We start from the raw sequence: 13,170 nt of genomic DNA on the forward strand, positions 1-13,170 counted from the left end.
ACAGACCGTAGATTCCCACTCCACTCTCTTTTATAGTCTCTGCATACGATACAGAAAAACCGTTTTTTATAAGAGAGATGTAATATGAGCAGTTTCGACTTCGGCCCAATGCCTGATACCGCAGGATTTTTTGGACAGTTTGGTGGGCAGATCATTCCTCCCGAACTGAAAGCGATCATGGACGAAATAGATCAGGCCTACGAAGAGATTCGTAAAATGCCAGAGTTTCAGAATGAGCTGCAAATGCTATTAACTGACTATGTCGGCCGCCCCAGCCCAATCTACTATGCTCGACGCCTATCAGACAAACTGGGCGGCGCTAAGATTTTCCTGAAGCGGGAAGACCTCAACCATACCGGTGCTCACAAAATTAACCACTGCCTAGGTGAAGCGTTGCTCGCTAAATATATGGGTAAAACCAAAGTGATCGCTGAAACCGGCGCAGGCCAACACGGTGTCGCATTAGCAACCGCATGTGCTTTGGTTGGTATCCCCTGTGAAATTCATATGGGGCAAGTGGATATTGAAAAAGAGCACCCGAATGTCACCAAGATGAAGATCTTAGGGTGCAAACTCGTACCTGTAACCCAAGGTACTGCCACACTGAAAGATGCCGTCGATAGTGCATTTGTGGAGTATTTAAAAGACCCAGTCAACTATATCTACGCCATCGGCTCCGTTGTTGGTCCACATCCTTTCCCAAAAATGGTACGTGACTTCCAGAGCGTCATCGGCAAAGAAGCTCGTCAGCAATTTATGGATAAAGAGGGTAAATTACCCGACTTCATCACTGCCTGTGTCGGGGGCGGCTCCAACGCTATGGGGCTGTTCACTGAATTCTTGAATGACGACGATGTAACCATTGTTGGTGTAGAACCCGCAGGTAAAGGCTTGGATACACCCGATCACTCAGCCACATTAACACTGGGTAAACCCAGCGAAATACACGGGATGAAGTGTTATGTTCTTGAAACTGATAATGGCGAGCCGATGCCTGTTCACTCGATCGCCTCTGGCCTTGATTACCCAGGCGTTGGCCCACAGCACTGCTACTTAAAAGAGTTAGGTCGTGTACAGTATGACACCGCCAGCGATGAAGAGTGCTTAAATGCTTTTATGACACTGTCACAGGTCGAAGGGATTATCCCAGCGCTGGAAAGCTCACACGCCGTTGCTTGGGCCATGCGTAAAGCGCAAACCCTAACGCCCGAGCACACCATTCTGGTTAACCTGTCAGGCCGTGGTGACAAAGACGCCGACTACGTGGCAAATAAACTAGGATTGTAAATGTGATGTACCATGTAGATAGTTCCTAACTGATTAACGGAACTATCTACATTTATGCTTAGCCGCGCTAAACAAGCTAAACCAACGGCACTAAGTAGCCCGCTTTGATATTAGAAAATTAACTTCTTGATGGATAGACGCCCTGCGTTGCCACACACCATTTCATGGCTAGATATGGGCTACGTTTTGAAACTGCCTGGCTTCCACCCGTATTTGTTACCATTCTTGAATCCATAGCACTTAGCGGCGTTGAACCTCCATTATAGATAGTATACTTGTTAGTATGGTTATCAGCGGCTAGTAGCTTGCCAGCGGGGCCACCTTTCGTGACTTGAGCACTGGTCGCCATAATAGAATGGTTATGCTCAGGCATATTCTGAACCAGTAAAGTAAACTCTTCCGTCCCGCCACGAATGCCTTGATTATAAGTAGACAACCCAGGTCCTGAACCAGCACCTATTGGGGCACGACCTCGCAAATCAGGCAATGCGAAGGTTGTTCTACCATCACCGCCATAGATGGTTCCGTAAAGTGAAAATAAAGCAGTGTTCTGTGAGATAGGCAGTAACTGCCCCGCTGCTTCCATCCACCCTCTTGGGCAAAAATTAAATCCAACCAGCATAACTTCACCCAAAAGAGGGTCACTCGCAGCGGATGCCGGATTAGGCAAAATAGCTGCCAGAGAGAGTACGGCGCCAGCCGAAACCGTGCCAAATTTAGATTTTAGGATGCGATTCATTATAAGTCCTCCTTGTTAGTTCGCTCTTCAAGAATATACTTTTATTAACAGGGAATGAACCGCAATTGCATTTATTTAAGGCTCCGCCTGCTGGTAACGCTTATGTAGGATGGCTACCCTTTTTACATAAGCTTTCGTTTCCGCATAAGGCGGCACGCCTTCATATTTTTTTACAGCCCCAGGGCCTGCGTTATAGGCCGCTGTGGCTTTGGTGATATCACCTTGATAAAGCCTCAGCAATTCAGCTAGATACTTGGTACCTCCATAGATGTTTTCAGACGGCTCCAATGCATTCACTACCCCCAACTCCTTGGCGGTCGCGGGCATGAGCTGCATTAAACCTTGAGCACCCTGACTCGAAATCGCACCTACTTTAAAAGCAGATTCCGCATGAATCACCGCGCGAACTAGCGCAGAGTCAACAGAAAACTCTTCGGAATAACGGTCAACTTCCTGCTTAAACGCTGAAAGATTAAGCGCAGTGGAGTGCCAATTAACCGTCGAAACGGGATTACAGGCATAACAAGCAAACTTTAGCGTTTCAAACTCAATACCTTTCGTCGGCTTCTGATCAGAAAAGGTTAGTACACCATTCGCTCCACGAAACTTATAAATAGCCTCATAAGGTTTCTTTGATGAGCCACCCGCAAGCGGTTTCTTATCACTTTTAACATTGGTATATTCCACACTGCCATCAGCACGGATGACTTTACGGATGGTGTCTGCTCCTGAGTTTTGAAACACCAAACAAAGTAATACTGTAGCTACAATTAAGTACATAGGTATCAAAAGAACGTAAAGAGGTTGTTTAAGAATAGCAGCAAAACAAATAGATGGCACGATCGATTATTGATATAAAAATCAAACATATACCGTTTCCGACTTGTGACATACAAGATATCGTCTACACTGACTGAGAGTCGCATATTTATAGGGGCAGACTAATGAAGTGCATAGTTAAGTCGTTTTTGCTCATGTTGGTATTGGTACTTGGAGCCAAGTCTGTTGTGTTAGCGGATGAGCACCAATGCAAAAAAATTACGGCAAGCGGTAATTCTGAATACCCACCCTATCTGTGGAAAGCAGAGAATAATACGAACCTTAGCGGTGCGATCTCATTGCTGATCAATGACTTATCTCAGGACCTAGGTATAGAGATTGAGTTAATTTACAGCGGCCCGTGGGGTAGAGTTCAAGAGGAGGTCGCAGCTGGTCGAGTTGATATGATCGCCGGTGCTTTCTTTACCATCCCCAGAACCAACTACATGGATTACCTATATCCTGAATTCCAGGCCACTAAAACAGCGGTTTGGTACAACAAGCAAAAGCCGTTCGTGTTCTCGGTATGGCATGACCTAAAGCCCTACCAAGGTGTCACTGTCATAAACAATAGCTTTGGTGAAGCCTTTGATGAGTTCGCCAAATCAAATTTAGCTATCAGTAAAGTCGCCAGTTTACAACAGGCACTTCAGATGTTAAGTGCGCAACGGGTAGACTATCTCATTTATGAAGAGAACCCAGGACAAGCCTATGCCAATCGTTCAGGCTTACAGAATCTCACCACACACCCCGTATCGGTGACAGAGGAAAATCTATATCTAACGCTTTCAAAGAAATCTAAATGTAATACACCCGAGCTTAAAGAGAAGATTTCAGATTTACTCAAAACTTATCAGGGCCAAAATAGAATGGAAAACTATTTGAGATCAGCCTTAGGGATGTGGGCCAAATTTGATGCATAAGGCTGAACATTAGATGGAAAAAAAAATGACTGACTCCATCCGGTATCAATTTCTACTGCGGATTTTGCCTGCCTTTTTTTTCACATCTGTTATATTTTTGCTGATACTCACATCATTTGAGCTCAATACAGCCAAAGAGGCAAAGCGTGAGCTTGCTAAACAAAAAGTAGAGAACTTAGCGCTACTACTTACGGAACCCGTTTGGCAACTTTCCAACACCTTATCTAGCAATATCATGAGTGCAACCATCGAAGCCCATGAAGTCACATGCGTTGTTTTAGAGCAAGACTCGGAGATCACCCCTATTATCAGAAAAGGGGTGTGTAAAGAAGCGGATGGTGTAGAAACCTTCAGTAGCCCTATCATATACACCAACCAAGGAAGGGCTAGGCAGTTGGGTAAGGTCTCTATTCAGATGAGCATCACAAATGACTGGAAAGCAATTTCCCGGAAAATACTGCCGTTGATTATCCTGTCTGTCATCTTATTCGTGCTGACCGTCGTTATCTCATTACTCGCCTTTCGTAGTACGATTCTTGCCCCACTTGCTCATGTATCCTACTCCCTTCGGCACTACCAAAAAACAGGAACGCGTAACCCTGTCGATTGGAAGACTAATGATGAATTAGGTCTACTCATTCAAGAATACAACAACAGCTTACAGCACCAACAGCAAACAGAAAACCAACTGGAAACAGCAAAACACGACGCGGAAAAAGCTCGGCATGACGCTGAGATGGCTCTAAATAATCTGAAACAAGCCCAAAAGAGTTTAGTACAGGCGGAAAAAATGGCTTCCTTGGGTAGTTTAGTCGCCGGCATCGCTCATGAGGTCAACACTCCCCTTGGCAATAGCCTTACGATTGCAACAACGATCACAGAAGCCACCAAAGACATATCTAAAGATATAGAAGCAGGAGCCTTACGTAAAAGCGTGCTAGAAAACTATATTCACTCCATGAATGAAGCGTCTACGATTCTTGAACGTAACCTTCATAACGCAGCAGATCAAATCCGTAAATTCAAACAAGTTGCTGTCGATCAAACCAGCGAAAAGCGCCGAAAATTCGACCTGCGGTTACTTTTAGACGAAGTCCTGTACACCCTTTATCCTCAAGTAAAACATTCGCCCTATGATATTAAAGCCATAGGACCTGAAGGCATCCTGATGAATAGCTACCCAGGACAGCTAGGGCAAATTATTACCAATTGTTTCAATAACACGATACTCCACGGATTTGAAGGAAAAGAGAGTGGAGAGCTTACCTTTAGCGTTAACCAACTCGATGACGAGTGGGCCTCTTTAATCATAGAGGATAATGGCTGCGGTATGCCTCCAGAAGAACTAAAAAAAGCATTTGACCCTTTCTACACTACCAAATTAGGGCAAGGTGGATCAGGGCTTGGGCTAAATTTAGTCTATAATCTAACAACATCCCTACTCGGAGGGAGTGTAAGTATATCGAGCGTCGTTGGTCAGGGATTGAAACTGACCTTCAAAATCCCACTCAACGCGCCCAGCTCTCATTAGTAAGGTTATAAGCATGAAGCCACCTCATCACGAAGACGACTTATTTGATTTCGCTGAAGACGATCAAACGGCGTTACAGGATGCTGACCGAGAAGCGTGGAGAATTTTGGTAGTTGATGATGACCAAGATGTGCATGAGGCCACGCGTTTCGCGCTAAAAAATCAGAGAATTTTAGGTAAAAATTTAGACATCTACAGCGCTTATACCGGCCATGATGCCCAAACCATGCTGCAACAATCTGAGCAATTCGCCTGCATATTGCTGGATGTGGTTATGGAAACGCCGGACGCAGGGCTAAAACTTGTTAGCCATATCCGCGAAGAACTAAGAGAAGATACGACACGCATTATTCTACGTACAGGCCAACCGGGATACGCTCCCGAAAGCGAAGTTATCGAAAAATATGATATCAACGATTACAAATCTAAAGATGAGTTAACACGTAGTCGCCTCATTACAACGCTAACGTCATCGATACGTTCTTACCAACAAATTAAAACTATCAAAGCTAACAAGGAAGGGTTAGCGATGATTATCAATGGTGCTCCAACCCTGTTTCGCGAGCGCGCAATTGGCACCTTCGCAAAAGGCGTACTCCTTCAGCTTTGCAGCCTGCTTCAAATTGAGAAGAACGGTTTTTTGTGTTGCTGCGAAGATATTCACCATGAGATCAAAGTACTCGCAGCCTACGGCCAATACAAGTCAATGTCCGGCTCCATATTAAATAGCTCAGAGCACCCGGATATCGTCCATGAAATAAAACAGGTCATTCAAAGCCAACAACGCTTTATTGGTGAAAACTATGTCATTTTGCATATGCGCTCACCTCACTCAGACAACCTCATTGTTAAGGTGGATACCCACAAAAACTTAAGCGAAACTGACTTACACCTTCTATCACTGTTTTCAGTCAGTATTTCGGTTGGATTTGATAATGCCCGTTTATTCGAGCGCATGGAGAACCTTGCCTACATAGATCCTCTCACCAGACTACCTAATAGAACAGGGTATCTTTACGAGCTCACTCAACATATCAACCAGCAAACACCCTTTTATCTGGTACTTGCCGACATTGATAATTTCCAAGCAATTAATGACGGATTGGGCTATCAGGTAGGCAACAACACTTTAATTGCTATCGCTAAACACCTACCCTCCCTATTAGGTGATGACACCCTAACCGGAAGAATTTCTGCGGATACTTTTTGCGTCATGATCCCTGATTCCAATAGAGACTATGTTCATGACAAGCTTATGAAGCTCGAACTTTCACTATCCGAAAGCTTTAACATTGATGGCTATGAGATTCCCCTTAGTTTAACAATGGGACTGGTACATTTTCCCGAACATGGTAGCGAGGCAGAAACGCTTTTACAAAATGCCAGCATTGCATTAAAACATGCGAAAAAAACCAACAGAGCAGGCTTTTCTGAATTCGGCCATGAATATGAACAACAACTACAACATCGCTTACATATGGCAGCTGAATTACGCCACTGCGTTGAGCGTAATGAACTTAAGTTGATGTTTCAGGCACAAATCTGTCTTTCAACAATGAACATCATTGGCGCTGAAGCGCTGGTACGCTGGCATCATCAAGGGCGCACAGTACCTCCCAATGACTTTATCTCTACAGCCGAGTCTTCGGGATATATTGTTCCAATGGGTTACTGGATACTGGAAGAAGCGTGTAAGCAGCAAGTTAATTGGCTAGCGCAGACAGGTGAGGAGATCGTCGTCGCCGTTAATGTCTCTGTAAGACAGCTTAAAGACCCCCACTTTATCCAAAGAATGGATGAGATACTGCTTACGACAGGCATTAACACATCGTCATTGGAAGTCGAAATAACGGAATCAATGATGATGGAGGACAGTGATGGGCTGACTGCAATCCTTCATCAGATTCGTCAACGGGGTGTTCATGTCGCGTTGGATGATTTTGGCACAGGGTATTCCTCACTTAGCTACCTCCAAAAGCTGCCTATTAGCCACCTCAAGATAGATCGCTCCTTCATTAACAAGATCACAGGAAATAAAGAGGACAGAGCGATTACCGCACTGATGGTAAGAATGGGTGAGCTACTTAATATGAAGGTTATTGCGGAAGGTGTCGAATCACCGGAGCAGCAGCAAGAGCTCATCCGATTAGGCTGCCATGAGGCACAGGGCTACCTATACTCAAAGCCTTTATTAACAGAGGATTTTATCGACTTACTGCATCAAATTAACGGGCAAGAGTTAAGTTAGATTGATCTTTACTACTTGCCCCTTACGCGTGTAGCGTTGATTTAACATATTCTGGGGAGCTGCTCTCCCACCAGCATGTCTAAAATCCTCTCACCACCAAAACCTGTTTTTATTACCACTCGACCAGCAGGACCTTCAACCACTTCACCAATAATCGCAGCCTCCCTTCCAGCAGGGTGGGATTGCATGGCATGTAGCAGCGCTTCGGCACTATCGGCGGGCACTGTCGCTACTAGCTTTCCCTCATTAGCAAAATGAAGCGCGTCCAAGCCTAATATTTCGCAAACACCGCGAACGGTATTTCTCACGGGGATACAACTCTCATCAAGGCGGATCGAAACATTCGCGCTTTCAGCGAATTCATTTAATACCGTTGCCACTCCGCCTCTGGACGCATCTCTGACCGCATGAAGATCAGGACAGGCAGCCAGCATCACAGACATCAATTCATGTAAAGGCTGACAATCCGTTTCTAAAGAAACATCAAGCGCTAAATCCCCTCTAGCATTCAGTATGGCTGCACCATGATCACCGATATAGCCATTTACAATGACTTTATCGCCCACTTTCGAGCGTGAGGCCGATATTTCAATTCCCTGCGGTATCACACCAATTCCAGTGGTATTAATGAACAACTTATCACCTTTACCATGTGGAACCACCTTAGTATCGCCTGTGACAATCTGAACGCCTGCCAAGTCAGCAGCGGCTTTCATGCTTTGTACTATCTCTCTCAGTTCAGAGACAGGCATACCCTCTTCAATAATCATCCCACAAGAAAGATATAACGGCTTTGCTCCCGACACCGCCAAATCATTAATGGTGCCATTTACCGCTAACGTTCCTATATTTCCACCTGGGAAAAACAGAGGGTCGACCACATAAGAGTCTGTTGTGAAGGCTAAGCGCTCCCCGTATTGCTGCAGTGACTGGAGATCAAATCGTGCCTGATCCTCCAACGCATTCAGCTGAGGATTATCAAAACAGCTGACAAATAGGTCCTCAATCAGATCTCGCATCGCTTTCCCACCGGAACCATGAGACATGTTGATATGGGAAGCATGAAGCTTGCGCGTTTTTTTCATGGATGGTTTACCTTCATAACTACACGATCAGATTAGAGATTATCTACGTCAATTTTTCCGTACGCGTAATAGGCACTGCAGGAACCTTCAGTGGATACCATCAAAGCACCCAACGGAGTTTCAGGCGTACACTCTTTACCAAAAACCTTACACTGCCAAGGCTTGATCGCGCCCTTTAACACTTCACCACACTGGCAAGCTTTCGGATCAGCAATAGTGAGATTAGGGACAATAAAATGTCGCTCTGCATCATATTGCGCAAAGCTCTGGCGAATCTGCACGCCCGAATGATCAATGGAGCCAAGGCCGCGCCATTCAAAAAACTCACGTAATTCGAACACCTCAGAAACGGCTTGTAATGCCTGTCTATTGCCTGACTCAGGAACCAACCTTGTATACTGGTTCTCTATTTCAGCACGTTCATCACGTATCTGGATCAACAACATATAAAGCGACTGAAGTATATCCAAAGGCTCAAAACCCGCTATCACTAAAGGGCGTTGATAATGGCGAGAGATAAACTCATAAGGCTTCTGCCCAATGATCATGCTGACATGCCCTGGACCTAGAAAGCCATCAATCGTCATATCTGGGGAGTCAAGAATCGCCTTAATGGTTGGAATGATCGTAATATGATTACAGAATAGATAGAAATTACTAACCCCCTCTTTTTTTGCCTGTAAAAGCGTGAGCGCGGTACTTGGCATCGTCGTTTCAAAGCCTAAGCCAAAGAAAACGACCTGTTTATCCGGGTTCTTTTTTGCCAATTGCAGCGCGTCCATAGGAGAATAAACCATACGAATATCAGCACCACCAGCTTTCGCCTGTAATAAACTTTTCTTGGAGCCTGGGACTCGCATTGCATCGCCGAAAGTTGTGAAGATCACATTCGGCTGCTCAGCAATAGCAATGCAATCATCTACACGCCCCATTGGCAACACGCATACAGGACAACCTGGGCCATGCACCAACTCAATCTCTTTTGGGAGCAGTTGCTCTAATCCATAGCGGAATATCGAATGAGTATGCCCCCCGCACACTTCCATTATTTGTAGCGGCCGTTGCTGGCAACGAGGTATCTCTTTGACTATTTGGTTGATTTTATCCAGAAGGCTTTTTGCCATGTCGGGATCACGGAACTCATCAACAAACTTCATGACTTCTTCCTGTTTTTATTCTTGTGATCTTCACCGGTAAAGATTGAGTAATTAATAACTACCGGGCAAACGCATACGTTGATCAGCCAACAGGGTATGCACCAAGTCCCAGAGGATGTGATAGCAAGCCAAGTGGCACTCTTGTATACGATGAACACTGTTAGATTCCACGATCAAGCAGTAATCAACATAAGGGGTTTTAGCGAGATCCCCACCCTGATTGCCCGTGAACGCCACCACCTTCATACCCATACGGTGAGCTTTCTCGCACGCTGATGAAATGTTTGATGAGCAACCGCTGGTCGAAAAAACCACTAACAGATCATTTGGTTGTCCAATCGCACCTAACTGCCTTGGCAAAACATGATCAAAGCCGACATCGTTAGCGATGGCTGTAATCATGGCATTGTCTGAACTGAGGTTAATCGCAGGAAGCGCCGGTCTCCCCGCTGTTACAGGGTGCATAAATTCTAGAGACAGATGCGCGGCATCGCAGGAAGAGCCACCATTTCCGGCACAAAGCAGGCGCCCACCTAATGTATATGTATCGGCTAATGCCGTAGCGATCTCTATTAATAGATCACTGTTGGCTGCAAAGAATTGTTGTTTTACCGAAACACTTTCAGCGGCCTTTTGAATAACGGAGTTTCGTAGCGCTTCAGACTTATCTCTTTTATGGCGGAGCTCATCGCTATCCATAAAGGGATATAGACCTCCAAGAATATCGTCAGTCATAGACCACCTCAGCGTTGTAGTCCATCATTAAGTTGGAGTGCATCAAGCTCTTCGGCAAACTCACCTAGCTCTCTTAATAAGTCCAAAGTTTTGTGCGCCTCCTCCTCATCAATAAGGCTCATAGCAAACCCTACATGGACGAGTGCCCAGCGCCCAATTAAGGCTGTGAGATCACCTTCAGGTAATACGCAACCAAGGTTCACTTCTCGTTTAACACCGGATACATCGACTAAACCCAACGCATTATCCGCATCCGTAATCTCAATGATCCGCCCGGGGATACCTAAACACATGAAGTGTTCTCCTCACTATTAACCTCACCCGTACGGCTTTCAAAACCATAGCGCTCTAGTTTTGATCTAAGACCTACACGGGAGAGGCCTAATTCTTTTGCTGCTCGACTTTTATTCCAACGGTGGCGAATCATAGTCTCTTTGAGGATACGCTTTTCCAGTGTTTCGACACGGTCTTTCAAGGAGCCCTCAAGCCCTACCCATAACTCAGTTTCTTGGGCTTCATCCTCAGGTACTGCGCGTAATACCCGAGGACTTAAAAGATCAGCCCCTAAATATATATCTTGAGCTAAAACCAACATACGACGCACTTCATTCTGCAATTCACGCACATTACCCGGCCAAGCGTACGCTTGCATACAAGCCAGCGCTTCTTGCGTGAATCCATCAACAGGTTTGTCAAACTCTTTCATTGCACGCTGTAAAAAGCTATTCGCTAATACCGGGATATCCTCAGGACGTTTTGCCAATGCAGGCAACTCCAACGTCATCTCAGCCAATCGGTAATACAGATCTTGTCTAAAGCGCCCTGCCCTGACTTCCTCTTCCAAATCCCGATTGGTAGAGGCAACAATTCGAACATCGATCTTACGACGCTGCTCTTCTCCTAAGCGACGAATCTCGCGCTCTTGCAAGACTCGCAGTAACTTGATTTGGAAAGCAGGAGTAATTTCACCGATTTCATCCAAGAAAATAGTCCCACCATCCGCCTGTTCAAATAACCCGATATGGTCATTAATAGCGCCAGTGAAAGACCCTTTCTTATGTCCAAACAGCTCTGAAGCCAGTAATTCATCTGGCATAGCACCGCAGTTCTCAACGATAAATGGGCGCTCCGCGCGCAGGCTGTTGTAATGCAAAGCACGGGCAAACAGCTCTTTACCTGCACCGGAAGGCCCTGTCACTAAAACCGACACATCATAAGGGGCAATTTTTTGAACGGCTTCACATGCCTCGTTCAAAGGGCTACTCGCTCCCCTTTTTATCTCATCTAATGCAAAGTTTTGCTGGAGGCGAGCTTTTTTAGCAGCAATATTTTGTTCAGCCTGTTCCCTCGTGAGGCGCATCTCCATAGCTAGCAGCTCACTTTCTTCCTGTAAGGCATTGAGCTGGCAAGCGTTTCTTAAAATCTGCAGCAGATTTTCTGGATGCCAAGGTTTAGTGATGTATTGATAGATTCCCGCTTCATTTAAGCCACGAATAATATCTTCCGAGTCGGTATATCCCGATAGGATTAAACGTACGGTATTCGGCCATTGATGGCGTATTTCAGAAAGTAGCTCAACACCTGTTTTACCGGGCATCCGCTGGTCACATAACACTGCATGAACACTGTGTTGTTTCAACAACTTTATGGCTTGCTCGGCGCTGGATGCAATCATCACTTCGAATTCATCATCGAGCGTTCGCTCTAGTGTCTCCAAAGAGCGTACCTCATCATCGATGCAAAGTACGGTGGGCCGAGTGCGCGTCAGCATTGGGTTAAACTCGCTTCCAAGTCAGCAATTTTTTGCTGCATTACATCAATCTGTTTCTGAATACCCGCCTGTCTTCCTTGGGACAACCAATCCAACCACTGGCTCATGCCCTCACCACTTCGGGCAGATAACTGAATGACCTGAATATCAGGATTAACCCGGCGGGCATATTCAATGCACTTATCTACATCAAAATCCAGATAGGGTAATAAGTCTGTTTTATTCAGCAGCATGACGTCGGCTGCATGGAACATATCCGGATACTTAATCGGTTTATCTTCACCTTCTGTGACAGAAAGAATCGCCACTTTATGCGCTTCACCAAGGTCAAATGCCGCTGGGCACACTAAGTTACCTACATTTTCTATAAATAAGATGCCGCTTTTTAGATCAGAAAAGTTCTCAACCGCATGCCCCACCATATGTGCATCCAGATGACACCCTTTCCCAGTATTAACCTGCACCGCCTGTACGCCGGTTTCCCTGATGCGGTCAGCATCATTTGCTGTTTGCTGATCCCCCTCAATCACCCCCAATGGCATCTTATCTTTGAGGAGTTTTAGCGTTTCGGTCAACAAGGTTGTTTTCCCCGACCCAGGGCTGGAAACCAAGTTGAGTACGAATAAGTTCATTGCGGAGAATAATGCTCTGTTTTGAGCAGCATACTGGTCATTTTTACCAAGAATATCCTGCTCGATTTGCACCATGCGGCTTTGGCTTAAACCCGGCGCGTGAGCCCCTGCAGGGCCATGACCAAAATGTAGATCACCTGCTTGCGTATCATGATGATGCGTATGTGCATGATGATCGTCATGGGTATGATCATGCCCTTCGATCTTTACATTGCCTTCACTACACCCACAAACCGTACACAT

The 13,170-nt window shown here is 45.5% G+C and carries 12 protein-coding genes; 4 read left to right on the top strand and 8 right to left on the bottom strand.

The window, feature by feature from the left end; translation table 11 throughout:
* Positions 1 to 84 precede the first annotated feature (84 nt).
* Entirely contained in the window at positions 85 to 1,287 is a 1,203-nt protein-coding gene (gene trpB, locus F0U83_RS10885) for a tryptophan synthase subunit beta (RefSeq protein WP_138987516.1), read from the top strand.
* 118 nt (positions 1,288 to 1,405) lie between these two features.
* On the opposite strand, the gene F0U83_RS10890 is transcribed toward trpB, so the two are convergent.
* On the bottom strand, positions 1,406 to 2,026 hold the full coding sequence (locus F0U83_RS10890) for a phage tail protein (RefSeq protein ID WP_138987515.1): 621 nt from the start codon (positions 2,024 to 2,026) through the stop codon (positions 1,406 to 1,408).
* A gap of 75 nt (positions 2,027 to 2,101) precedes the next feature.
* The gene (locus F0U83_RS10895; protein WP_138987514.1) at positions 2,102 to 2,806 is read right to left on the bottom strand and encodes a lytic transglycosylase domain-containing protein; all 705 of its coding nucleotides are present in this window, start codon (positions 2,804 to 2,806) and stop codon (positions 2,102 to 2,104) included.
* 164 nt (positions 2,807 to 2,970) lie between these two features.
* Here F0U83_RS10895 and F0U83_RS10900 point away from each other — a divergent pair, with 164 nt between their 5' ends.
* Genes F0U83_RS10900 through F0U83_RS10910 form a run of 3 tightly spaced genes read left to right on the top strand, consistent with a single transcriptional unit; the run spans position 2,971 to position 7,547 of the window.
* Entirely contained in the window at positions 2,971 to 3,768 is a 798-nt protein-coding gene (locus F0U83_RS10900) for a substrate-binding periplasmic protein (RefSeq protein WP_138987513.1), read from the top strand.
* A 25-nt stretch (positions 3,769 to 3,793) separates the two neighbouring features.
* On the top strand, positions 3,794 to 5,299 hold the full coding sequence (locus tag F0U83_RS10905; RefSeq protein WP_170221800.1) for a sensor histidine kinase: 1,506 nt from the start codon (positions 3,794 to 3,796) through the stop codon (positions 5,297 to 5,299).
* 13 nt (positions 5,300 to 5,312) lie between these two features.
* A complete protein-coding gene (locus F0U83_RS10910) occupies positions 5,313 to 7,547 on the top strand; it encodes a bifunctional diguanylate cyclase/phosphodiesterase (protein WP_138987511.1) in 2,235 nt (744 codons plus the stop codon).
* Positions 7,548 to 7,588: 41 nt separating this feature from the next.
* On the opposite strand, the gene hypE is transcribed toward F0U83_RS10910, so the two are convergent.
* Genes hypE through hypB form a run of 6 tightly spaced genes read right to left on the bottom strand, consistent with a single transcriptional unit; the run spans position 7,589 to position 13,170 of the window.
* Complete coding sequence (gene hypE, locus F0U83_RS10915) at positions 7,589 to 8,632, bottom strand: hydrogenase expression/formation protein HypE (RefSeq protein WP_138987510.1); 1,044 nt, start codon at positions 8,630 to 8,632, stop codon at positions 7,589 to 7,591.
* Between the two features lie 32 nt (positions 8,633 to 8,664).
* A complete protein-coding gene (gene hypD, locus F0U83_RS10920) occupies positions 8,665 to 9,789 on the bottom strand; it encodes a hydrogenase formation protein HypD (protein ID WP_138987509.1) in 1,125 nt (374 codons plus the stop codon).
* Between the two features lie 51 nt (positions 9,790 to 9,840).
* Positions 9,841 to 10,524, bottom strand: coding sequence for a D-sedoheptulose-7-phosphate isomerase (locus tag F0U83_RS10925; protein WP_138987508.1), 684 nt, complete (start codon positions 10,522 to 10,524; stop codon positions 9,841 to 9,843).
* A gap of 8 nt (positions 10,525 to 10,532) precedes the next feature.
* Entirely contained in the window at positions 10,533 to 10,817 is a 285-nt protein-coding gene (locus tag F0U83_RS10930; RefSeq protein ID WP_138987507.1) for a HypC/HybG/HupF family hydrogenase formation chaperone, read from the bottom strand.
* The gene (locus tag F0U83_RS10935; RefSeq protein ID WP_138987506.1) at positions 10,808 to 12,295 is read right to left on the bottom strand and encodes a sigma-54-dependent transcriptional regulator; all 1,488 of its coding nucleotides are present in this window, start codon (positions 12,293 to 12,295) and stop codon (positions 10,808 to 10,810) included. The genes F0U83_RS10930 and F0U83_RS10935 overlap by 10 nt, the downstream gene beginning before the upstream one ends.
* Positions 12,289 to 13,170, bottom strand: coding sequence for a hydrogenase nickel incorporation protein HypB (hypB, locus tag F0U83_RS10940; RefSeq protein WP_138987505.1), 882 nt, complete (start codon positions 13,168 to 13,170; stop codon positions 12,289 to 12,291). The genes F0U83_RS10935 and hypB overlap by 7 nt, the downstream gene beginning before the upstream one ends.

It is taken from the genome of Neptunomonas concharum (assembly GCF_008630635.1).
GTDB lineage: Bacteria > Pseudomonadota > Gammaproteobacteria > Pseudomonadales > Balneatricaceae > Neptunomonas > Neptunomonas concharum.